This window comes from Emticicia sp. C21, assembly GCF_003418935.1.
In the GTDB taxonomy this organism is placed as follows: Bacteria; Bacteroidota; Bacteroidia; order Cytophagales; family Spirosomataceae; genus Emticicia.
This window is the reverse complement of record NZ_QVMT01000001.1, coordinates 813,532-837,721: the sequence shown is the minus strand read 5'-3', so window position 1 is coordinate 837,721 and position 24,190 is coordinate 813,532. Positions and strand designations below refer to the sequence as shown.

Below are 24,190 nucleotides of genomic sequence, written 5' to 3'. Positions count from 1 at the left end.
GCCTGCTTTTTTATATGTCAACCTCCTTCACAGGTAATACCATTACTACTCTTGTTCCGATGCCCTCACCTTGTTCATTTTCTAAATCAATGGTCTGGATATTCAGGGTATAGTTTTCTTCAAGCTTCATTAATTCCAGGCGGTTTTTGATGAGAGAGGTTCCTTTGGAAACATGTTCTTTATGGGCTTGCTGAATATTGCCTGCAGCTTTTCGGCCGATACCATTGTCTTCAATTTCACAGATAAGGGTTTCTTTGGTGTCCTTTTTGAATCTTATCCATATTTTACCCTGATGTCCTTCCCGGCGTCCTGTCATGAGTCCGTGCCAGATGGCGTTTTCTACATGAGGTTGAATCATCATACTAGGAATCTGAATTTCAGTTGGCTCGATAGCATCGTCAACCTCTATATTGTATTGAAAAGAATTAGAGAAACGCAGACTTTCCATCTGAACAAAGTAAGTCAATAACTCTACCTCTTTATTCAATGAGACAAACTGGCTGCCTGAATTATCTAATACCAGACGCACCAGTTTGGCGAACTTAGATAGGTAACGTGAGGCTTCGACCGGATTATTTTCCAGAATAAATGATTGAATGGAATTGAGCACATTAAAAATAAAGTGAGGATTCAGCTGTGAGCGGAGGGCTGTGAGTTTTAGCTCATTAATCTGTTTCTGTATCTCTGTTTTTTCTGCCTCGCGAACTTCAATGTCTTTAATCTGACGCCTGTATATGTAGTAAAGTGAACCACTTACAATCAATAAGAATATTACTCTAAACCAGAGCGTCTTCCACCAAGGTGGCGTAATAATAAGCGTGAAAGTAGCTACATCTCTGCTCCAGTTCAGACCATCGCTCATAGCGGTTACTTTAAAAGTATAGCTACCTGCCGGAAGATTCGTATAACTGGCATATTTGTTATTCTGTGCGTCTTTCCAGGTATTATCTGCGCCATCAAGAATATATTTATATCGGTTCTGACTGCCATTATTAAAGTTAAGCCCGACATACTCAAAGGTTACATCATTTTGCTGATAATTGACTGTCAAGGGTTCATTAGAATTGAAAGGAACATCAACATTATTAATCTTGATACCTGTTATAAATGGTTTTGGCGCACTGCGTTTGATGTTAAAATTATCTAATGCCAGTAAGGAAAAAGAATTATCAGAACCAATAAAGAGGGTGTCACCTGCTGTATTAAAAGGCAGAATAGCTCCGATATTGTTATTGGCTAATCCATTGGCGGTAGTCAGATGCTGAATCACATTGGTTTTCAGGTTCAGATAGTTTAGTCCCTGCGGAGAGCCTATCCATAAAATATCATTTTTGTCAAGTAGTAAGTGCTCTACATCATTGCTCAATAAACCATCAAACTTATCATAAAGAGTGAACGTATCTTTACGTAAATCATAGATGAATACGCCGACACGGGTTGCTAAATAGAGATTCCCTTTTTTGTCTGCAGTCATGAAACTAATGGCATCACTGTCGAACCCCTTTTTCTCGCCAACTTTAATGATTGAGAAAGTATCTTTCTTCCTATCCCATTTTATTAATCCACCACCGGCAGGTGTACCCATCCACATATTCCCTTCATAATCTTCCGTAATACTATAAGCCATTCGCAAGGGGAAAGCAGGCTTTGTTTTCTGCGAATATTGCTTGAACCGATTGGTTTTAGGGTCATAGATGATGGTACCATTACCATTAGCCACACCCATCCAGATGAGTCCTTTGCTATCAATGTATTGGTAATTTACCAAAGATGAGTCCAGAGCAGTTGGCTTAGTTGAATTCCTGATTCGGCCAAACTGATAGGTACTTGGTTTAAACCACCATAAGCCATATTGGGTAGCTAGCCAGAGCGTATCTTTACTATGCAATCGGGTTGAAACGCCTACAGCAATCTCAGGATGTTGTTTACTTCCAAAGAAAAACCGCTCCATATCGTCTTTGCTGAGGTCTGACATAAACCAGCCATTGCCATAAGTGCCTACAAAGATTTTATCAGGACTCATTCGTTGAAAAGTAGGTGCGGAGGCAACTGACCACGATAGACTATTGATAGCCTTGTTGATATTAGGATAAGTAATAATGGCCTGCTTTGATTTTGAAATAAGGTACAGCCCATCAAAATGGCATATCCAGAGACTCCCATCTTTGTCTTTCAGATAAGTCGGAATCCGGTTTCCACTCATAGAGGCTGTCCAGACAGGCTTATTACTTAAATCTTTTAATTGATTGGTAGCCAGATTTAATAGAATAGGTTTTCCCTCCTGTTTTTCTATTATCGCTGTATTGTTGTCAAGCGGATAGATGGTTGCCAGGCGGTCATTGGCCAATTCAGATGGTTTTATATTAATTTGAAAAGACTCGACTTTTCTGGTATCAGGAAAATACTTATAGACTACATTGGTATTTCTCAACAATACCCAGAGGGTTCGGTCAGGGGCTTGTTTGCAGGTGTTGAGTTCATTCAGAAAGCTTAAATGCGGAAATTTCTGAACAGCTGGTACCAATTTTTTTTTGCTGAAATCGACCCAATTGATTTGATAAGTCTGGATGTTTTTAATAATAAACTTATTGCCTTCTACTTCATAAAGATTGTGCCCTAAGGCAATCCGGTTTTTCTCATAGGCTTCTTTGGGAGTGTAATAAGATTGAATGACCTTAAAACTTTTATCCAATATGTGCAAACCCGAGAAAGTAAGTACCCAAAGATTGCCTTTCTGGTCTAATTTTAAATCATATACATTGTTATCTAATAGTTTCAGGTCTGTGGAGCGGGCGAAGAAAATATTGCGAAATGTACGCTTATGGGTGTCCATAATGGTTAAACCATCAGCCGTACCAATGGCCAGTTGATTATCGGGTAATACGATAATTGAAGAAAGCTGGTCTGATATAATAGAGTTGGTGTCTTTGGTATGTGTAAATTGAACAAACCTTTCGCCATCATAACGATTCAGACCCTCGGGAGTAGCAATCCACAAAAAACCATCCTGATCCTGAACGATAGCTTTTACCTCATTGCTTGATAAGCCATTCCGAGAGTTGAAATGCTCAATATTATTGAAAAGCAACTGGGCGGTAGTCTGACCACAGGAAAGTAGTAGGGTTAACCATATATTTATTAAAAAAAATCTCACTCAGCGTAGGGTTTACAGTTAATGTTTTGTCAGTTAATAACGCACGCTTTAAGACGGCATGAAAACTTGTTTCCGAAATTTACTAAAAAGCCAGACAGGTATGTTTTCAAAAGCAAATTATCCGCTATAAATCTTATTGAAAGAATAGGAAGCCCTAATATGTGGATAATCAAGTATGTTGTCGATGAATGAATGACCTGGAAACGGGTGCAAATAAGTGGGGCATGATGATGTCTTGAGGTTTTAACAGTTCAGGTTATAATTAATCCATACAACTAATATAGGCTAAAAATGTTTGTAAAACTCACTTTACCATTCTCTGAAGCTGCTCAAGTATCCTTATCTAACTAAAACGCCACTTTCTCGTTTTTTTCTGCCAGAATCTAATTCGTTACTGCCATCTACAAATTCTCACTTTCGGGGGTTTCAAATTTCGCACAATTTTGTCCCATCAAATTAATCAAACAATTAACATCACAGTCATGAAAACTTTCAATGCTTTTAACAAATTCTTCGCTTATGCATTCCTTTGTTCAATGGTATTCCTGTACAGTTGTAAAGACAAAGATTCAGTTGACCCATCAATGGCCGACCAGGTTACAGGAACCTATAATGTAACTTCAATTTCGCAAGGAGGTATTGTGGTTACTTTGCCGATGCAAGGCGTATCAGGTGAGTACTCAGTCAGCAAAATCAATGATTCTAAAGTAAAAGTTTCTTATGTGTTGAAATCGGCGGGTTATCCTGACGAAGTAGGTTCAGAAGATGCTACTTTGAAAAAAGCCAATGATGGAAGCATTGAGTTTCATACCACAGAAAAAGTAGGAAACTTTGCTAATAACACCATTACATTTGCCTTTACTGACGAGAACGGAGATATAACTATCGTAGCCAAAAAGAAGTAAGAAACCCAGACACCGCTTATCAGACTATAGTCTGATAAGCAATTGCTGAGACATAAAAACAGCCACCTTATGAACGAGATAGGGTGGCTTCATTATATTATTAGTTTGATTTACCAGATATATGTAGCTACCGAGCCACCGTTAAGTGATTGGCTCAGCGTTTTGCCCTTGCTCGAAATTGCAAATGCCTGAGGTTTGTCAGATTCATTCAGCACAATCAAAACAGTTTTGCCTGTGGGTGTTTTAAAAGCCACATTAGCCAGTCCCATTGTGATATTGGATGAAATACGTACTGAACCCGGACGGGCAAATTTAGACGCATGCGCCACAATATAATAAGCCGGATTTCTGACTATTGAATTACCGATAGTAATGGCTCCTAAACACTCAGTACAACCACCATCGGTATGAGGATTTTGTTTAGGGTCGGCGGCCAGATTCCATTCCAGTACATTTTTGCTCCAGTTTCTTGGGGCGCCGATAATCAGATTTTTTACATGCCATTTTAAATCTCCTGCAAAATTGCCCGGTGCACCAATCCATTGCTCTGTAAAGTACAGATTTTTATCAGGATGTGCTTCATGTACATCTGTCAGAGCTTCAACCGTACCGCCATATAGATGAAAGGCCGAACCATCTATATACTTACGCGCTTCCGGGTCATTCAATACACTGATTGGGTAATCGGGGCGGTCGGCATTATGGTCGTAAAGGATAATTTTGGTTTTGATGGCTGCTGCTTTGAATGCAGGACCCAAACTTTTCCTGATAAATGCCGCTTGTTCGCTTGGCAACATCAAAAGACTTGGGTTATTGCCCGGATGCAAAGGTTCGTTTTGAATTGTAATGGCATCAATCCTGATACCTTCTTTTTGCATGCTTTGAATGTACTTTACCAGATATTTGGCATAAGCCTGGTAATACTCAGGTTTCAGGCTTCCACCCTTAGAATTGCCGTTGGTTTTCATCCAAACCGGAGGTGTCCATGGTGAGCCTAAGATTTTGATACTAGGATTGATTTTCAGGATTTGTTTCAATACAGGTATCAGGTCTTTTTGCTCTTCTGCTAGGCTGAATTTCTGTATATTAGGGTCAGTTTCACCATTAGTGAGGTCGTTATAAGTAAAAACATGGTCGCTCAGATCAGATGCGCCAATGCTGACTCTCAAATAACTGATGCCGATATTGTTCTGGTCTGTAGCAAAGAGTTCTTTCAGCAAGGCAGCCTTTTCATCAGTCTTTAACTGATTAATCAAAGTGGCGCTACCGCCTGTAAGCGTAAAGCCAAATCCATCCATGCTCTGGAAGCGTTTGGTATCGTCTACAAAAATGGTTGGGCCATCGGTCTTTTCATTGCCGAATATTACTATTTCGTTTTGTTTCTGAAATAAAGCCGATTTATCGGCATTGGTAAGCCATACTTCTGCCTGTTGCGCTTTTGTGAGAGTAGCTACAAAGCAAAGCAGAAGGATTAAAGTAGGTTTCATAGATTGGGTTTTTATAGTTTTTGGCAAGTTAGAGAGAAATATAAAACAAAGCCATTTTTTTGTCGATGAGAATAAGTATTTCTTCTTGTGTAAATACAAACAATTAACATTTATTTCCTATTTTTGACAAACATAATTCAGCCTATAACCATCTATTCAAATGCCAAAGTTTCTAGTTATCATACTTTGTATGCTAAGCCTGTCTGTCTCTGCTCAGAAAAAACAACCTGTCGCTGTTATTTTTGATACCGATATTGCCCCGGATTATGATGATGTAGGCGCTATGGCGCTGCTCCACGCTTTTGCTGATGCCGGAGAGGCTAAAATTCTGGCCACTATCTCATGCAATGCCTTTGAAACAACAGTGCCAACTATCAGCTTATTAAATACCTATTTCGGTCGCCCGAATATTCCTACAGGTATTACTAAAAAAGAGAAGCCTAATATGAACTGCTCGCAGAAATGGGCGGAGTTTATTGTAGAGAAATACCCGCATAAACTGAAATCAAATGCTGATGCCATAGAGGCTACCAAACTTTACAGACAAATTTTAGCCAAACAACCCGACCAATCGGTAACCATTATAACAGTAGGATTCTTTACTAATCTGGCCGATTTATTAGCCTCTCAACCGGATGAATTTTCGAAACTTTCAGGGAAAGACCTGATAAAGAAAAAAGTGAAATTATTGGTCTCAATGGCAGCAGGGTTAAACAAAGAAAATCGCGGACATGAGTTTAATGTGCATATTGATACCAAAGCATCACAAAAGGTCTTTACCGAATGGAACACACCCATGCTTCTGAGTGGCTTTGAGATTGGAGAGAAGATAAGAACGGGCATACGTTTAATTAATAACGAAAGCATTCAGAATAGCCCTGTAAAAGATGCTTATCAGGTAGCACTCACCAAGGATAAAAATACCATTGGCCGCAATAGTTGGGACCAGACAGCAGTATTGGTGGCAGTAAAAGGAATAGAACCGTATTTTTCGACCAGAAAACTGGATTTTGAGATTAAAGATGATGGGACGAATGTGTTGATTCCGGGAGAGAAGATAATTTACCTGACGGAAAAAATGCCTGCGGCAGAAGTGGCAACCATTATTGAAGATTATATGATGCATCAGCCGAAGAAGAAATAATGTTATTCGATTCATACCTCTAACCTTATAAAGCTATGTTTATTATTGAAACCTATCCGCTTGCGGTTATCTTCTGCATCATTACGATGCTGTGCTGGGGCTCATGGGCTAATACCCAGAAACTGGCAGCTTCCACCTGGCGATTTGAGCTTTTTTATTGGGATTATGTCATAGGCATTGTGCTAATAGCTACTTTATTTGCTTTTACTTTAGGAAGCGTAGGAGAGGAGGGAAGAGGTTTTCTGGAAGACATTAAACAGGCCGATTCCTCCAATATTGGTTCGGCTATGCTGGGTGGGGTGGTATTCAATATTGCTAATATTCTCTTGGGCGCAGCCATTTCTATTGCAGGTATGGCGGTGGCTTTTCCGGTGGGTATCGGTTTGGCTTTAGTGATTGGTGTGATTGTGAATTATATGGATAATCCGGTTGGTAACTCTTATATGATTTTTCTAGGGGTAGCTTTAGTAGCTGCGGCTATCTTGTTAAATGCTTATGCTTACCGCCGGACTGCCTCGCAGTCTCAGGGAGTATCTTCTAAAGGTTTAGCGCTTTCTGTAGTAGCAGGAGTGTTGATGGGCTATTTCTACAAATATGTAGCACAGGCTATGTTTCCAAACTTTTTAGTGCCGGAGGATGGTAAACTGAGCCCTTATACCGCAGTGTTCTTTTTCTCGATTGGCATCTTTTTGAGTAATTTTGTGTTTAATACATTCCTGATGTTGCGTCCGTTTGTTGGTTCACCTGTCAGCTATGGAGATTATTTCGGAGGGAGTCTGAAAAACCATCTGACCGGAATTTTAGGCGGAGCCATCTGGTGTGTGGGTATGGCATTTAGTATTATTGCTTCTGACAAAGCCGGAACTGCCATTTCTTATGGCTTAGGACAGGGGGCAACAGTAGTAGCTGCACTCTGGGGCATTTATATCTGGAAAGAATTCAAGAACGCACCCAAAGGCACGTCTACTATTTTAAATGCTATGTTGCTACTCTATATTATAGGGTTAGCTTTGATAATTGCTGCAAGATAAAATTAAAAATATCCACAAAACTATACATTTATTATGTCAAAAATAGTAGTTATAGGTAGTTCAAACACCGATATGGTGGTGAAGACCAATCGTTTCCCGAACCCCGGTGAAACTATTTTGGGAGGAACCTTTTTTATGTTTGCCGGAGGAAAAGGTGCTAATCAGGCGGTAGCAGCGGCACGCATGGGGGGTGATGTGGTATTGGTTACTAAAGTAGGGAACGATGTTTTTGGCAAACAAGCTATTGAGGGCTTTCAGAAAGAAAAAATCAATACCTATTATATCAGTACAGATCATGAGAAAGCATCGGGCACAGCTTTGATAATCGTCAATGAACACGGAGAAAACAAAATTGTTGTAGCACCCGGCTCAAATGATACACTTTCTCAGGACGATATTATGAAAGCTGCGAAAGAAATAGAAAATGCTGAAGTGGTATTAATGCAATTGGAAGTTCCTATTAGTAGCGTAGTTTTTGCAGCAACCCATGGATTGAAATCAGAAAGCAAAGTGATTCTGAACCCTGCACCTGCGCAAGCATTGCCTGACGAAATCTATTCAAACCTATATCTGATTACGCCTAACGAAACAGAAGCGCAGCTTTTAACAGGTGTAGAAGTAAAAGATGATGACTCTATCAAAGAGGCAGCAGAGATTTTATTAGACAAAGGCGTGAGAAATGTTATCATCACTTTAGGTGCCAGAGGTGCTTATTTCAGGAATGAATATCAATCCTTTTTTATTGATGCTCCGCAAGTAGACGCCGTAGATACCACAGCAGCCGGAGATATTTTTAATGGAACATTGGCAGTGGCTCTGGCCCACAAAAAAGACTGGAAATCGGCTATTGAACTGGCCTGTAAAGCGGCATCGCTTTCGGTAACGCGTATGGGCGCCCAGGCATCGGCTCCATTTTTAAGCGAAATTTCATCACTATCTAACTTCTATTTCTAATAATTGGTTTTATTTTTGTTGCTGTCAAATAGAAATTATAAGGATAAGAATGATGAGAAAATACCTGCTACTATTACTTTTACCCATCACCACACTGGTTAAAGCACAAACTGTACTGGAAGACCAATTTCAGTTTAACTTTCTGGCGCTGAATCCCGCCATGACAGGTGCACGTGAGTCTTTTAGTCTGAACGGGATGTTCGGTAACCAATTTAATGGGACACTTCGGCCGCAACAGGTTTACCAGCTTTTTTCAATGGATGGCCCGATTCAGGAGGGAAGAGGCGGATTGGGCTTACAAGCCTATAACAGCAATATAGCCGGATTTAACAATGCCGGCGCTAAAGTATCGTATGCTTACCGACAAAAATTCGGTGATGTATTTACAGTTGCTCTGGGCGCTGATGCCGGATTTATTTATCAGCCAACTATCGTGACCGGGCAAGGCATTAAACAGATGTTCCCATATGCCGGATTAGGTGGCTTGTTTTCAACCAACCAGTTCTTTCTGAGTGTGTCCAAACCCGTCTTATTCATCAACGATGGCTTATTCAACAGCAAGAAACCATTGTATACCATGCTTGGCTTTTCGTTAGGAGAGATGGAAAATGTCATGTTGAATATGAGTGGTACTTTAGAAACCAATAAAGGAGCTTCGGCCAATTTTTTTATAACAGCTAAGGCATGGTTTAAACAGAAGGCAGGTTTTGGTATCATATATCGTTCTGAAGCGCCATTTGGAACAAAAATAAATAAAATTGTACCGATGGTTGAATTTCAATTGGGAGAGAGCTTCCGTTTAGGTGGGTCTTACGACTTCAAACCAATGGCCTATCCAAATTCATCGTCGCAGGGAGCATTCCAGCAGAGAGGTATTTTTCAGCTATACCTACGATATGATTTTATACGTGATGGCGACAGCAACAATCGTATGAAATACTATTAATCCTAAGTCCCTCTGCGAAGAGGGATTTTTGTTTTTTTCAGAACAAAATCTCAATTACCGCAGCGGCGGCCGACTGGGTGTCCTCGCTAAATTCCTTGCCCTAACAGTATGATTCTATTCAAAACTTCCCGAAACACTTTGAAGATCCGGACTAAAGACCGAAATTAAGGAGATGCACAGTCAGGGATACCCAGTTCTGATTATAATTTATATAATAACAATTTATGACCGCAGCGAGAAAGAAGATAAATATAGCTGACAGAAGCAAGACTGACTATATAATATCCTGTCAACCGGAACAAAAAAAGGTTACCAATATGGCGGGAACCTTTTTGAATGAGGAGTCTGTAAAAGTATCAACCACTAAAACAGAGCCGAAAAAGGTTACCAATATGGTGGGAACCTTTTTGAATGAGAAGTCTGTAAAAGGGCCATCTACTAAAACGCAGCCGAAAAAGGTTGCCAATATGGTAGGAACCTTTTTTAATAGGAGCATATCGATGGTTTTCAATAGGTAATTTTGGAGGATATCAGAGTAAAAACTATTAAAACAGAGCAAGAAAAGGTTACCAATACGGTAGGAACCTTTTTGAATGAGGAGCAAATATTCTGGCTCAAAAACCATCAGCCTCAACTGTGGTGGAACAAACGGGAATATATTTTCACTCAAACCTCACTAATCTATTTTCTTTCAATCAACAGATAATCATTTTAGTGAAAAAATTGTTATTTTATTAAATACCTTACTGTAACTTTGCAACGTTTTCGCAAATGGGGGTTTGCCAAAGCAAAATACTTTTTGATTATCACTAAGTAAAGCAGGTTATTCAGGTTTTACGACAAAATATTATCGTTCCCCGAAACGAGCATCAATAATTTTAAAATTTTCAATGGACCAATACTCGTACATCGCCAATGCAGACGTAGCCGCATTGGATGCTATTTACCAACAATACAAACAAGACCCGGCGTCAGTTGATGAAAGCTGGCAGAATTTCTTCAGGGGTTTTGAATTTAGCCAGACCTATAACAACGGACATACAAACGGCACTAACGGAACAGTTTCGACTGCTTCAACTGCAGTAGCTACTCCAAAAACTTCTGTTGCCTCTCCAAGTGCTGAACACACACGCAAAGAAATGGAAGTGGTTCACTTAATCAGAGGGTATCGCTCTCGTGGACACTTACTATCAAAAACCAATCCGATTGGGCCAAGAAAAGATCGTAAGCCTATGCTTGACCTGAGCGACTTTAACCTTTCGGATGCAGACTTAGATACAGTTTTTGAGGCTGGTGTGGAGCTTTTTGGCGAAGCAGCAACCTTGCGTAAAATATGTGAAGCGTTAACCAAAGTATACCTGGGCAAAATAGGTTTTGAATATTTATATATCAGAGACCGCCATGCCAAAAGCTGGTTACGTAAGAAAATTGAGCAGGAATATCTGAACTTCGACCCAACACGTGAACAAAAATTGCGAATTTTTGAGAAACTGAATGAAGCCGTTAATTTCGAAAACTTCCTGCATACTAAATTCTTAGGTAAAAAACGCTTCTCGCTAGAAGGTGGGGAATCAACTATTCCGGCTTTAGATATAGCGATCAACCGTGGGGCTGAATTAGGTGTGGAAGAAGTAGTAATTGGTATGGCTCACCGCGGTCGTCTGAACATCCTTACCAATATTCTTCAAAAACCTTATGAGCAGGTTTTCAATGAGTTTGAAGAAAACGTGCAACTGGATGCTTATACCGACGGCGACGTGAAATACCATATGGGTTATTCGAGCCAGGTAGAAACACCGGAAGGCAAAAGGGTGAGTCTGAAACTGATGGCTAACCCATCGCACTTGGAAGCGGTGAATCCGGTAGTAGTAGGGTATGCACGTGCCAGAGCCGATGCTCATTACGAAAAGGCTGCTGTAAAGCCTAATGACCGTGATGATATTTATGATAAAATTCTGCCAATCGTTATTCATGGCGATGCAGCTGTAGCCGGTCAAGGGATTGTATATGAGGTAACACAGATGTCTAACCTGCCGGGTTATTATACAGGTGGTACGCTTCATTTTGTTATCAACAATCAGGTTGGTTTTACTACCGATTTTGAAGATGCGCGTTCGTCTATCTATTGTACTGATATTGCTAAAATCATTGATGCTCCGATCTTCCATGTGAATGGTGATGACCCTGAAGCAGTGGTTTATGCCATGAAACTGGCTACAGAGTTCCGTCAGGAGTTCAATCGTGACGTGTTCGTAAACATGGTTTGTTATCGTAAATACGGTCATAACGAATCAGACGAACCACGTATGACACAGCCAACCATGTATAAGGTGATTGATAGCCATTCGAATCCACGTGAGATATATCTACAGGAATTGATGGAGCGTGGAGATGCCGATGCGAAATTCTCAGAAGAATTGAAGAAAGAATTTGAAGGAGAATTGCAGGATTTACTGGCAAAAGTAAAACAGAAACAATTGCCTTATCAGAAACCAAAACTGGAAGAAGAGTGGGAAAAATTGCGTCGTTCAGTACCAGGCGATTTCGACCAATCACCTGTAACAGGTATTCCTGTTACTGAAATTGAGAAAATCGGTAAAGCATTATCAACAGTACCTCAAGGTTTTAAACCTTTGAAACAGATTGAAAAAGTACTGGAAGAAAGACGTGCCATTTTTGCACAGGAAAAACCTTTTAACTGGTCTGTGGGTGAATTACTGGCTTATGGCGCTATCCTGGATGAGGGCAAAGTAGTTCGTATTACCGGACAAGACGTGCAACGTGGTACATTTACTCACCGCCATGCCGTATTGCACGATGCAGATACCAACCAGTTGTATACCAATCTGGCGCATGTAGACGAAAAACAAGGTAAATTCGAGATATACAACTCATTACTGGCCGAATATGGCGTAATGGGCTTTGAATATGGTTATTCAATGGCTAACCCAAATGCTCTGGTAATCTGGGAAGCACAATTCGGTGATTTTGCGAATGGTGCACAAATCATGATTGATCAGTTCATTGCGGCTTCTGAGTCTAAATGGAACAGCATGAACGGCCTGGTTCTACTATTACCTCATGGATATGAAGGCCAAGGCCCTGAACACTCTAATGCACGTCCTGAACGCTTCCTGCAATTAGCGGCTGAGTACAATATGTATGTTTGTGCGTGTACAACACCTGCCAATATATTCCACATGTTACGCCGTCAGGTAGCATTGCCATTCCGTAAGCCATGTATCCATATGTCGCCAAAATCAATGTTAAGACACCCATTGGCGGTTTCAAAAATAGAAGATTTTGCAGAAGGCACACGCTTTCAGGAAACCATTGGTGACGAATACGCTGATCCTAAAAAGGTAAAACGCGTGCTATTGTGTAGCGGAAAAGTCTATTACGATTTGCTGGATAAGCAACAGAAAGACAAACGTACTGATGTTGCCATTATTCGTGTTGAACAATTACACCCATTCCCGGTTAAACAAGTAGAAGCGCATCTGGCTAAATACAAAAAGCCAGAAGTAATATGGGTACAGGAAGAACCTGAAAACATGGGTTACTGGTCGTTTGTGTTGAGAGAGTTTCCGCAAATCGGTGTCGGTAATGTAATTGCCCGTAAATCGAGTGCATCTCCGGCTACAGGTTATACAAAAATACATGCTAAAGAGCAGGCGGATATTGTAGAGAAGGCTTTTGAGAAAAAATAAGTCAGCTAGCAGTAAACCAATAGAGAATTAATAAATATATCGATATCAATAACTTAGCAATAAAAACAAGTTATGGCAATAGAAATGAAAGTCCCTTCGGTGGGCGAATCAGTAAGCGAGGTAACGATCGCATCCTGGATAAAAAAAGATGGTGACACTGTAAAAATGGACGAAGTAATCTGTGAACTGGAGTCCGATAAAGCCACCTTCGAACTGCCCGCAGAAGCCGACGGTATTTTAAGAATTGTAGCAGCTGAAGGTACAACACTACCTATTGGCGCTTTGATTTGTAAAATTGAAACCACAAACGATAAACCACAAGCATCAACTCCTGCTCCGGAACCAACCCCGGCTCCGAAAGAAGAGCCAAAAGCTCCGGCTGCTGAACCAACACCTGCACCTGTTGCAACTACTCCGGCAGCACCTGCTGAGGGTAAAACCATTGATGTGGTTGTTCCGGCAGTAGGCGAGTCAATTTCAGAAGTAACCATTGCTTCATGGTCTAAAAAAGACGGTGATAGCGTGAAAATGGATGAGGTAATTTGTGAACTGGAATCAGATAAAGCAACCTTTGAACTACCATCACCTGAAAATGGTGTGATTACGATTGTAGCACAGGCAGGCCAGGTTATACCTATTGGTGGTGTAGTAGCAAAAATAGCCATAGGCGGTGCAGTAAACACTGCTCCGGCAGCCACTCAACCGGCAGCACAAGAAGAAAAACCAGCTACTCCGGCATCAGGTAATAACTATGCTGCAGGACACCCGTCTCCAGTAGCGGCGAAAGTATTGGCAGAAAAAGGTATAGACCCGGCAACTGTACAAGGTACAGGTGTAGGCGGCCGTATCATGAAAGAAGATGCCTTGAAAGCTACGCCGACTCCTGCGCAACCAACAGCACCAAGCACACCACAGCCAACGCCTGCGACAGAGCCTAAAGCTCCGGCAAGTACACCTGTTGCTTCTGGTGTTGAAGGCAGAATTTCTCGCAGAGAAAAAATGACTTCTCTTCGCAAAACCATTGCCAGACGTCTGGTAGCTGTAAAACAAGAAACAGCGATGCTGACGACTTTCAATGAGGTGGATATGAAGCCAATCATGGATTTGAGAGCCAAGTATAAAGATAAATTCAAAGAAACACATGGTGTAGGCCTAGGCTTTATGTCATTCTTTACCAAGGCTTGCGCTATTGCACTAAAAGATTTCCCTGTAGTAAATGCTTATATCGATGGCGATGAAATCGTATATAACGATTATGCAGATATAGCTATTGCCGTTTCTGCTCCTCGCGGTCTGGTAGTTCCGGTTATCAGAAATGCCGAGAAACTAAGCTTTGCAGGTATCGAATCAGAAGTAGTTCGTCTGGCAGGAAAAGCAAGAGATAATAAACTGACTATTGAAGAAATGACCGGAGGAACTTTCACTATTACCAATGGTGGTATTTTCGGCTCAATGTTATCAACTCCAATCATCAACGCACCGCAATCGGCTATCTTAGGTATGCATAATATTGTGGAGAGACCAGTGGTTGTCAATGGTGAAATCGTTATCCGCCCAATCATGTATGTAGCCCTAAGCTATGATCATCGTACGATTGATGGTAAAGATTCGGTAAGTTTTTTAGTAAGAGTAAAACAACTATTAGAAGACCCGGCCAGAATCTTGTTGGGGGTATAATCAATAGCAGATTATCAGTAATTGACATATTTAAACCCCTTGCACTTAATTAGGTTCAAGGGGTTTCTGCTTTAATAAAATCTATATTTCCATCTAACAATCTATTCAAAATTGTCGTTTAAACAGATATAATACTTTGGTGATGAAAACCAATAAAATAGTGCTGAAAATTGCACTTATCTATTAAATTATTGTTAATTACTTGAATTTTTTAGCATAAATGCCGTACTTCGCCAAACACATTTTGTTATCGAGCAATGGAAGAAAAGAATAAAAATATATCTAATGAAAAAGGCTCGAAAGGTAGCCTTTTTTCATTTTTGAATGGTTTGGTGACCCCCTCTAAAAGCGAAGAAAAAAGTACTGCCGTTCCTGAATCAAAAATAAGTCGTTATGCAGATAGCATAGAGCAATCAAATTATATCAGCCGTGATTTGAGCTGGCTTAAATTTAATGAGCGTGTATTAGACCAGGCTTGCGAAAAGAACCTCAATCTTTTTGAGCGTTTAAAGTTCCTGGCCATTACCTCTTCTAACCTCGACGAATTCTTTACCGTTCGCTTAGGTAGCTTATATAATTATCTTGATTATAACAAAGAACGTATAGATTATTCAGGGTTGCGTGAAATCCCTTTCCGCAAAGCTCTTTTATTAGCTGTACGACAATTTTGCCAGGAGCAGGATCGAGTTTTTAATGAAGAATTAACGCCACTTTTTAAAGACTATAAATTTCAGGTTGTTAAAATCAGCGACCTCAGCGAGAGCGAATTAGCAGAAGCGATAAATTATTTTGATTACACAATTTATCCGATGCTTACACCTATGCTCTTCGACCATACCCATGCCTTTCCGGTATTAATTGCCAAAACGCTCATTTTTGGTGTGGTTACTGATACAAACCGCTCAACGCTTTTGTCAGATGATAGTGATACGAAGAAAATCTCATTTGTACAGATACCCGGCAACTTGCCACGATTCTTCACGATTGAAAGAGGCGATGAAGTATTATTTTTGCCGATTGAGGAGATAGTAAGACACGAAATAAAGAAACTCTACCGGAATGTAGAGATTCAAGCCGTAAACCTTTTCAGAATTGTCAGAAACGGTGATTTTACTTTGGAGGAATCAGATGATATTGAAGCTGATTTTGTAGATGAAATCAAGCAGAAAATTAAGAGCCGTCGATTGGGTAGGGTAGTCTTTATGGAGATTGAACCCGATGCTAACGAATGGATGATAACTATTCTGCAAAAACGTTGGGAGATAGACAAATACAATATTTTTACTGATGAGTGTCTGATTGATTATACTTGTCTTTGGCAGATTATCCGCCATCCGGAATTTCAGGAAGAGTTGGAGCCTGTTCACCCTCCGGTTCAACCGCCGAGGTTAAAAGAGAAGAATACAGATATTTTTGAAGTAGTTCGTGAAAAAGACTTATTGCTTCACCATCCCTATAACAATTTTGAGCCTGTTCTTCAATTGCTGGAAAAAGCAGCTGAAGATCCTGATGTATTGGCGATTAAACTAACGATTTATAGGTTAGCCAAACGCTCTCGTGTCACACAGGCTTTGCTGAAAGCGGCTGAAAATGGCAAACATGTATCAGTATTATTTGAGATAAAAGCCCGTTTCGACGAAGAAAACAATATCAGAGAAGCAGAGCGCTTGCAGCGTGCGGGCTGTTTTGTAATTTATGGTATTGGCTGGTATAAAACCCATACCAAACTGATGCTGATTGTTCGTAAAGAGGGTAATAGAGTAATACAATATGCCCACTTAGCCAGTGGTAATTATAACGAAGATACAGCCAGGTTATATACCGATATTGGCCTATTGACTACCAACCCGATTTATACCAAAGATATTTCTGAGTTTTTCAATGTTATTACCGGGCACTCGCAACCTGCCAACTATCAATACCTCATCACCTCTCCAAGAGATATGAGAAAACGCCTGATAGAATTAATCAGAAATGAAGCTGCTAATGCGCAGAATGGATTGCCAAGTGGTATCTGTATCAAATTAAACTCGTTGGAAGACCGCTACGTAATTGATGAATTGTACAAAGCATCTCAGGCAGGCGTAAAAATAAAACTGATTATCAGAGGTATTTGCTGTCTGCGCCCGGGGCGTCAGAATCTGAGTGAAAATATTACAGTGCGCTCTATTGTAGGTTTGTTCCTGGAGCATGCACGTATCTTCTATTTTCATAATAATAATGAGCCAAAACTGTATGGGGGCAGTGCCGATATTATGGTACGCAGTTTTGATAAACGCATTGAGTCTTTGTTTGAACTGGTAGATACAGAAGTGAAAAAGCACGCCATTCATATTCTGGATTACAACCTGCGCGACAATGTAAATGCTTATGAATTGCAGGAAGATGGCTCCTACATCAGAGTAGTTTGTTCGTTAAATCCTGACGACCAACCGATTGATATTCATAAAATGTTCTTCGAAATTGAAGAAAATGAAATGGAAGATATAAATTTGTTCCCGTTGAAAGAGAAAGAAGAGGCTGACTCAGAGCAAACAACACCAGAGGCGACAGAAACACCAATAGAAGAAGAAACAAAATAGTAGATGTATTCAGAAAATATCAAGCAGAAGTTCTCAGACTTATTTAATCAAGCGCCTGAAATCATTGTTCGTGCCCCCGGGCGCATCAACCTGATTGGTGAGCATACCGATTATAACGATGGCTTTGTACTACCAGCAGCCATCGATAAAGCAATCTATTTTGCCGTTTCAAAAAGAGACGATAGAACTATTAAACTCTTTGCCTATGATTTAGATGACGCCTATGAGTTCTCGTTAGACAATCTTACGAAATCAGATAAAGGCTGGGCTAATTTCCTGATTGGTATGGTAGCCGAAATCACCAAGAACAATGATAAACTAACACAGGGTTTTAATGTGGTTTTCGGAGGAGATGTACCCTTAGGCGCAGGTTTGTCATCTTCCGCAGCAGTAGAAAGTGGTATTGGTTTTGCCCTCAATCAACTGTATGGATTTGAGCTATCGAGCATTGATTTAGCTTTGACTGCGCAACAGGCTGAACATAATTTTGCTGGTGTAAAATGTGGCATTATGGATATGTTTGCTTCTATTCATGGGAAAGATAAAGCCGTTATTAAGCTCGATTGCCGTGATTTGAGCTACGAATATTTCCCGTTCAATACTTCAGCATATGCGATTATCTTATGTAATTCAGGGGTAAAGCATAATTTAGGAGATTCTGAATACAACAAGCGCAGAGCAGAATGTGAAGAGGGGATCAGCATTTTGCAGGGGCCTTATCCGCAGGTAGATAGCCTGAGAGATGTTACGATGCATATGCTACGCAGCCACGCAGATAAATTACCTCAGATAGTGTATAACCGTTGTAGATATGTGGTTGAAGAAATCAATCGGGTAGAACTAGCCTGTAAAGACTTATTGAACGATGATTTCGTTGCCTTCGGAGAAAAAATGTACGAAACTCATGACGGATTAAGTGAATTATACGAAGTAAGCTGCGAGGAACTAGACTTTCTGGTTGAACAAACCAGAGATAACGAAGCCGTAGCGGGTTCAAGAATGATGGGAGGCGGCTTTGGGGGCTGTACCATTAATCTGGTAAAAAAAGAAGCTGTAGACGATTTTCTTGTTGAAATGGGCAAAGCTTACGAATCACAATTCGGGCAGAAATTAGAGTCTTATAGAGTGGCTATTACCAATGGGGTAGAGGAGATTTAAAGATTTATGAAATATCTTAAAACGACAAAGGGCAGGAATCTCCTGCCCTTTGTCGTTATGTTTGTTAATGTTATTTAAATAATACATTAAATGTCCCTGCGCTTACAGGCAGTTGAGTGCCTTTACTATTTTTGATAGTGAAAGAAAATGTACCTTTCACACCTTTGGCATCTTTTTCCGTGATCACTAAAGTCCCTGTTCCGCCATGAATAGTGCTATATTCAAGGTCAGATGTTTTGCCAAGCGTCATATAGGCCTTGATAGTAGTATCATCAATTTTATGGGTTCCTTTGCCTACATTTAATGGAACTTCAATATGGATAATGTTGGAAGTAGAACTATAAAGACCATAGATACCATAAGTACCAGTAATGACTGAGGTAGCATAGGCAAAATCAGGAGCGAAATCTTTCCCATCTACTTTACAATAGAATCCTGCTTTGGCGGTATTTTGTCCATCAGGAGATTGTCCGTCCGGGTTAACATCATCACCTTTTTTGCTGCAAGCAGATAAAAGAGATACAAATACAATAGCGAGTAATAAGATTTGTTTTTTCATGGCGTTGTTTTTGTTTTGTTTGTGTTTATGCTACAAAAGTATAGCAAGCATCAACGCTCATAAAGGCAGAATGTAATACTGGCAGAAAATGATTAAATTATGGGGAGACTGGCTTGAAAATCGGCTGAAATATCCAATAAAAAAGCAGTTATCAGAATTACCCGATAACTGCTTTTTTATTGAGTGATTTAGTGAATGTGTGATTGAGTGATTAAAAATAAAATCTCAAATATTATTTTCCTCAATAATTGTGAATTAATTTAATCACTAATTCGCTCAATCACTCATTCACTAAATTCTTAAATATCAACTCTTGCATACTTTGCATTTCTTTCGATAAAATCGCGGCGTGGGGCTACTTCATCGCCCATCAGCATCGAGAACAAGTGGTCTGCTTCTGCTGCTGATTCGATAGAAACTTGTTTTAGCGTGCGTTTATCAGGGCGCATGGTAGTTTCCCATAGCTGCTCAGGATTCATCTCTCCTAAACCTTTATAACGTTGAATTCCGACACTATCTTCACGACCTCCACCTGCTAAACGTTTTACTTCACGTTCACGTTGTTCTTCTGTCCAGCAGTATACCTCTTCTTTACCTTTCTTCACTAAGTATAATGGCGGTTGGGCAATGTAGATATAGCCATTCTCAATCAACTCACGCATATAACGATAGAAGAAAGTCAGAATCAGCGTACGAATGTGACTGCCATCAATATCTGCATCGGTCATGATAATGATTTTATGATAACGTAGCTTATCGGTATTCAAAGCTCTTTCGTCACCATCTTTACCAATCTGTACCCCTAGAGCAGTAAAGATATTCTTTATCTCTTCATTTTCGTAGATACGATACTCCTGTGCTTTTTCAACGTTCAGAATTTTACCTCTCAAAGGCAGAATCGCCTGAAATGCACGGTTTCTGCCTTGTTTGGCACTACCACCTGCACTATCACCCTCCACCAGATACACTTCGCAAACCGATGGGTCAGATTCTGAGCAGTCAGCCAGCTTACCAGGCAAACCAGTACCAACCAATACATTTTTACGTTGTACCATCTCACGCGCTTTACGTGCCGCAATACGTGCCTTAGCTGCTAATACAACCTTATCTACAATGATACGTGCTTCTTTAGGGTGTTCTTCCAGATAATTTTCAAGCATTTCGGCCACACATGCACTTACGGCAGAGGTTACTTCGCTATTGCCTAATTTGGTTTTGGTTTGTCCTTCAAACTGAGGTTCAGCTACTTTTACTGAAATAACGGCTGTTAATCCCTCACGGAAGTCATCACCACTGATTTCAATTTTTTCTTTCGCCAATATCCCCGACTTTTCAGCATAACCTTTCAAGGTACGTGTCAAAGCCATACGGAAACCTGATACGTGCGTACCACCTTCGTGGGTATTGATATTATTCACAAAAGATGATACATTTTCGCTGTAGCTGGTATTATACAACATGGCCACATCAACAGGAATCCCATCTTTGTTTCCTTCCATAAACATTGGCTCAGGAATCAATCTTTCACGGCCCGAATCGATATAAGAAACAAATTCAGCAAGCCCACCTTCTGAGAAGAAAGTATCTGACTTCGCATTGCCCGCTTCGTCTATGTCTCTTAAATCAGTAAGAATAATCGTAATTCCTTTGTTCAGGAATGATAATTCACGCAGACGGTTAGCTACTGTTTCGTACTTATATTCAGTAGTCGTAAATATGCTGCCATCCGGTTTAAAAGTAACAAAGGTACCGGTATCTTCAGCATTACCGATTTCACGAACCGAATAGAGTGGTTTACCGATATTATACTCTTGTTCAAATATTTTACCCTCACGGTGTACTTCTACTCTTAAGTGGGTTGAAAGTGCATTTACGCAGGATACTCCCACACCGTGCAGACCTCCGGAAACCTTATATGTATCTTTATCAAATTTACCACCGGCGTGTAATACGGTCATTACAATCTCCAAGGCAGATTTTTGCTCTTTTGTATTGATACCAGTCGGAATCCCACGACCATTATCTTTTACTGTTACTGAATTATCTTCGTTAATAGTTACCTGTATCGTATCACAATGTCCTGCAAGTGCTTCATCTATCGAATTATCTACAACTTCCCAGATTAAGTGGTGGAGACCTTTTACCCCAATATCACCGATATACATGGCCGGGCGTTTTCTTACTGCCTCTAATCCTTCTAACACCTGGATGTTATCCGCTCCGTAATTCGCTTTTGAGTTTTGTGGCTCTTTAATTTCTTGATTTTCTGTCATAATTTGTTTTTATGTAAACTCTTGACTGTCAATGGTTTAATCGTGCCTGAAAAAGGATATTTGATATTCACCATTAATTAATATAAATTAGTTGTAAAGTTACGGTTTTTTATCTACAAATCGAAATTTCTCAACTAATGATTATCAGTAAAAACCATATATTTTAAAACATTATTTCCCTTAAAAATATCCCTATTTTTCACCAATCGAATCACCTGATTATTTTATGAAAAACTATCTTTACTTATTGCTTTGTTTACTATTTTTATCTGCTTGTAGCCGCCCTGTTTCTTCAACCTATTACATTGTACGTCATGGCGAAAAGGTCGATACCACGTCTGCTGACCCAGAGTTAAGTGCAGCAGGAAAAGAAAGGGCTGAAACATTGAAAAACCTATTGGCTGGTAAGAAAATCTCGGCTGTATACACCACTAAATATTTAAGAACAACCCACACAGGTAAACCGCTGGCAGATGCTATGGCTTTAAGTATTCAGAACTACGACCCTAGAAACCAGAAACCATTTGTTGAGGATTTGAAAAAACTGGAAGGGAAAAATATACTGGTAGTGGGGCATAGCAATACGGTTCGCCATATTGTCAATGGCCTGTATGAAAAAGATACCTTGACGAAAGATTTGCCAGAATCCGATTTTGATAATCTTTATATTGTAAAAAGACAAACTTTGCCTAAAAAGAAGTTGAGTTTTGAGGCAAAAAACTATGGTAAGCCAACGCAATAATTTACCTTTTATCACAATCAGATACCTTTTGGATAAGTTTTTGCGTTAATTTGTAATAGTTGCTTTTTTGAGCCCTAGATTGATAAAAATTTTATAATAAATAGAAAAGAAATGAAACGTATCCGTAAGTTTTCCATCATTATTTTCATTTTTCTGGCCATTCCTTTTGTGGCGTTTAAATACGACGACCGCTATTTTGAAATAGCTAAGAACCTCGATATTTTCGCTACGATGTTTAAAGAACTGAACGCTTATTATGTTGACGAAATCAATCCGAACAAGGCCATGAGATTGAGTATTGAGTCGATGTTGAAACAACTCGACCCCTATACGAATTTCTATCCGGAAGATGATATTGAAGACTATATGACGATGGCTACCGGCAAATACAATGGTATTGGGGCCACAGTGTCGCACCAGAACAACAAACACCTGGTAGTAATGATTTACGAAGGTTCGCCTGCCGATAAAGCCGGAATGAAGATTGGTGATGAAATATTGAAAGTAGATGGTGTAGACGTGGTTTCTCGTAAAGGCGTAGATATGGGACGTTTGATGAAAGGACAAACCGGCACTACAGTGAAAATGCAGATTAAACGCTATGGACAAAACTCTCCAATCGATTTAGTGGTAGGCCGTGATATTGTGAAAACATTGAACGTACCTCACTCAGGCATGGTTAACGATGAAGTCGGATACATTCAGCTAAACGACTTTACCGCAACTGCTGCCAAGGAAGTAAAATCAGCTTTCAGCGAGTTAAAGGCTGCAGGAATGAAAAAGCTTATTTTTGATTTGAGAGGCAATCCGGGTGGTTTATTAAATATGTCGGTTGAAATCTGTAATGTGTTTTTACCAAAAGACCAACTGATTGTAGAAACCAGAGGTAAGGTAGCTGACTGGAATAAGAAGTTTACATCAATGGAAAACCCGATGGATACGGAAATTCCTATTGTGGTGCTGGTAAATAGCATGAGTGCTTCGGCTTCTGAAATTGTGAGTGGTACTTTGCAGGATTATGACCGTGCCGTAATTATCGGTCAACGTTCATTTGGTAAAGGATTGGTACAAACCACTCGCGATTTGACTTATAATACCAAAATGAAAATCACGACTGCTAAATACTACATCCCGAGTGGACGTTGTATTCAGGCTTTGGATTATAGCCACAGAAACGCGGATGGTAGTGTAGGTAAAGTGCCGGATTCTTTGAAAACTGCTTTTAAAACCAAAAATGGTCGTACGGTATATGATGGCGGCGGCATTGACCCTGATATTAAAACAGAAGTGCCAGCTATGGCTTCGGTCACAGCAAACTTATTGGCAAAAAATGTAATTTTTGACTATGCAACTAAGTATTATTTTGAGCATGCTAACGAAAAACCTCAAGAGAAATTCTCTTTGAAAGACTCAGACTATCAAGACTTTACGACTTGGTTAAAAACCAGAGACTTTACTTATTCTACCTCTATGGAAAAAAGTCTGGACAACTTGGAAGCTTCGGCTAAGAAAGAAAACAGCCTGGATGCAGTGCAAGAGAATTTAAAATCATTGAGAGATAAAATCAGCCAAAGCAAACAACAGGATTTGATAAAAAATAAGGCAGATATTAAAGAACAACTGGAGGCAGAGATTCTAAGCCGTTACTACTATCAGAAAGCCATGAAATTTGTTTCATTCGAGCGTGATAAAGAAGTACAGGAGGCCTTGAAGTTATTTAAAGATATGCCAAAATATCAGTCCATTCTGAAAGGAGGGAAATAAAATATTTAGCAAGGATTTTCTTCTAGCGTGCCACGCCTCTACTCGAAAGAATATGGGTGTGGCACGCTTACTTTTGGAGTTAGTATTCTATTGATTAATCTCGG

Annotated in this window: 16 protein-coding genes; 12 read left to right on the top strand and 4 right to left on the bottom strand. The window is 40.0% G+C overall.

Annotated features, from left to right (window positions below):
* Positions 1–10 precede the first annotated feature (10 nt).
* The gene (locus tag D0T08_RS03465) at positions 11–3,154 is read right to left on the bottom strand and encodes a two-component regulator propeller domain-containing protein (RefSeq protein ID WP_116981182.1); all 3,144 of its coding nucleotides are present in this window, start codon (positions 3,152–3,154) and stop codon (positions 11–13) included.
* 482 nt (positions 3,155–3,636) lie between these two features.
* Between D0T08_RS03465 and D0T08_RS03460 the strand changes: the two genes are divergently transcribed.
* Entirely contained in the window at positions 3,637–4,059 is a 423-nt protein-coding gene (locus D0T08_RS03460) for a hypothetical protein (protein WP_116981181.1), read from the top strand.
* 110 nt (positions 4,060–4,169) lie between these two features.
* Here D0T08_RS03460 and D0T08_RS03455 read toward each other — a convergent pair whose 3' ends face one another.
* The gene (locus tag D0T08_RS03455) at positions 4,170–5,546 is read right to left on the bottom strand and encodes a glycoside hydrolase family 30 beta sandwich domain-containing protein (protein WP_116981180.1); all 1,377 of its coding nucleotides are present in this window, start codon (positions 5,544–5,546) and stop codon (positions 4,170–4,172) included.
* A gap of 160 nt (positions 5,547–5,706) precedes the next feature.
* Between D0T08_RS03455 and D0T08_RS03450 the strand changes: the two genes are divergently transcribed.
* The 9 genes from D0T08_RS03450 to galK all read left to right on the top strand — a co-directional run bounded on the left by D0T08_RS03450 (position 5,707) and on the right by galK (position 18,748).
* Positions 5,707–6,690, top strand: coding sequence for a nucleoside hydrolase (locus D0T08_RS03450; protein ID WP_116981179.1), 984 nt, complete (start codon positions 5,707–5,709; stop codon positions 6,688–6,690).
* 35 nt (positions 6,691–6,725) lie between these two features.
* The gene (locus tag D0T08_RS03445; RefSeq protein ID WP_116981178.1) at positions 6,726–7,721 is read left to right on the top strand and encodes a GRP family sugar transporter; all 996 of its coding nucleotides are present in this window, start codon (positions 6,726–6,728) and stop codon (positions 7,719–7,721) included.
* Between the two features lie 33 nt (positions 7,722–7,754).
* Positions 7,755–8,675 (top strand): ribokinase, encoded by a 921-nt coding sequence (gene rbsK / locus D0T08_RS03440; RefSeq protein ID WP_116981177.1) that lies wholly within the window; start codon positions 7,755–7,757, stop codon positions 8,673–8,675.
* Between the two features lie 49 nt (positions 8,676–8,724).
* Entirely contained in the window at positions 8,725–9,621 is an 897-nt protein-coding gene (locus tag D0T08_RS03435) for a PorP/SprF family type IX secretion system membrane protein (protein ID WP_116981176.1), read from the top strand.
* 224 nt (positions 9,622–9,845) lie between these two features.
* On the top strand, positions 9,846–10,139 hold the full coding sequence (locus tag D0T08_RS03430) for a hypothetical protein (protein ID WP_116981175.1): 294 nt from the start codon (positions 9,846–9,848) through the stop codon (positions 10,137–10,139).
* Positions 10,140–10,511: 372 nt separating this feature from the next.
* Entirely contained in the window at positions 10,512–13,331 is a 2,820-nt protein-coding gene (locus D0T08_RS03420) for a 2-oxoglutarate dehydrogenase E1 component (RefSeq protein ID WP_116981173.1), read from the top strand.
* 72 nt (positions 13,332–13,403) lie between these two features.
* Positions 13,404–15,008 carry a 2-oxoglutarate dehydrogenase complex dihydrolipoyllysine-residue succinyltransferase gene (gene odhB / locus D0T08_RS03415; RefSeq protein ID WP_116981171.1) on the top strand — a complete coding sequence of 535 codons (1,605 nt, stop codon included), beginning with the start codon at positions 13,404–13,406 and terminating at the stop codon, positions 15,006–15,008.
* A gap of 257 nt (positions 15,009–15,265) precedes the next feature.
* Positions 15,266–17,590 carry a polyphosphate kinase 1 gene (gene ppk1, locus D0T08_RS03410; RefSeq protein ID WP_116981169.1) on the top strand — a complete coding sequence of 775 codons (2,325 nt, stop codon included), beginning with the start codon at positions 15,266–15,268 and terminating at the stop codon, positions 17,588–17,590.
* 3 nt (positions 17,591–17,593) lie between these two features.
* On the top strand, positions 17,594–18,748 hold the full coding sequence (galK, locus tag D0T08_RS03405; RefSeq protein WP_116981167.1) for a galactokinase: 1,155 nt from the start codon (positions 17,594–17,596) through the stop codon (positions 18,746–18,748).
* 70 nt (positions 18,749–18,818) lie between these two features.
* Here galK and D0T08_RS03400 read toward each other — a convergent pair whose 3' ends face one another.
* Positions 18,819–19,307: a DUF6252 family protein gene (locus D0T08_RS03400; RefSeq protein ID WP_116981165.1), complete on the bottom strand. Its 489-nt coding sequence runs from the start codon at positions 19,305–19,307 to the stop codon at positions 18,819–18,821.
* A 299-nt stretch (positions 19,308–19,606) separates the two neighbouring features.
* Complete coding sequence (gene gyrB, locus D0T08_RS03395; protein ID WP_116981163.1) at positions 19,607–21,580, bottom strand: DNA topoisomerase (ATP-hydrolyzing) subunit B; 1,974 nt, start codon at positions 21,578–21,580, stop codon at positions 19,607–19,609.
* Positions 21,581–21,806: 226 nt separating this feature from the next.
* Here gyrB and D0T08_RS03390 point away from each other — a divergent pair, with 226 nt between their 5' ends.
* Positions 21,807–22,322, top strand: a complete 516-nt coding sequence (locus D0T08_RS03390) for a phosphoglycerate mutase family protein (protein WP_116981162.1) — start codon at positions 21,807–21,809, stop codon at positions 22,320–22,322.
* A gap of 111 nt (positions 22,323–22,433) precedes the next feature.
* Positions 22,434–24,086: a S41 family peptidase gene (locus D0T08_RS03385; RefSeq protein ID WP_116981160.1), complete on the top strand. Its 1,653-nt coding sequence runs from the start codon at positions 22,434–22,436 to the stop codon at positions 24,084–24,086.
* Positions 24,087–24,190 lie beyond the last annotated feature (104 nt).

Coding starts and splice junctions, on each gene's coding strand:
- ppk1 (WP_116981169.1), top strand. CDS start 15,266: ATGGAAGAAAAGAATAAAAATATATCTAATGAAAAAGGCTCGAAAGGT.
- D0T08_RS03445 (WP_116981178.1), top strand. CDS start 6,726: ATGTTTATTATTGAAACCTATCCGCTTGCGGTTATCTTCTGCATCATT.
- D0T08_RS03435 (WP_116981176.1), top strand. CDS start 8,725: ATGATGAGAAAATACCTGCTACTATTACTTTTACCCATCACCACACTG.
- D0T08_RS03385 (WP_116981160.1), top strand. CDS start 22,434: ATGAAACGTATCCGTAAGTTTTCCATCATTATTTTCATTTTTCTGGCC.
- D0T08_RS03450 (WP_116981179.1), top strand. CDS start 5,707: ATGCCAAAGTTTCTAGTTATCATACTTTGTATGCTAAGCCTGTCTGTC.
- galK (WP_116981167.1), top strand. CDS start 17,594: ATGTATTCAGAAAATATCAAGCAGAAGTTCTCAGACTTATTTAATCAA.
- D0T08_RS03420 (WP_116981173.1), top strand. CDS start 10,512: ATGGACCAATACTCGTACATCGCCAATGCAGACGTAGCCGCATTGGAT.
- D0T08_RS03430 (WP_116981175.1), top strand. CDS start 9,846: ATGACCGCAGCGAGAAAGAAGATAAATATAGCTGACAGAAGCAAGACT.
- rbsK (WP_116981177.1), top strand. CDS start 7,755: ATGTCAAAAATAGTAGTTATAGGTAGTTCAAACACCGATATGGTGGTG.
- D0T08_RS03390 (WP_116981162.1), top strand. CDS start 21,807: ATGAAAAACTATCTTTACTTATTGCTTTGTTTACTATTTTTATCTGCT.
- D0T08_RS03400 (WP_116981165.1), bottom strand. CDS start 19,307: ATGAAAAAACAAATCTTATTACTCGCTATTGTATTTGTATCTCTTTTA.
- odhB (WP_116981171.1), top strand. CDS start 13,404: ATGGCAATAGAAATGAAAGTCCCTTCGGTGGGCGAATCAGTAAGCGAG.
- D0T08_RS03460 (WP_116981181.1), top strand. CDS start 3,637: ATGAAAACTTTCAATGCTTTTAACAAATTCTTCGCTTATGCATTCCTT.
- D0T08_RS03455 (WP_116981180.1), bottom strand. CDS start 5,546: ATGAAACCTACTTTAATCCTTCTGCTTTGCTTTGTAGCTACTCTCACA.
- gyrB (WP_116981163.1), bottom strand. CDS start 21,580: ATGACAGAAAATCAAGAAATTAAAGAGCCACAAAACTCAAAAGCGAAT.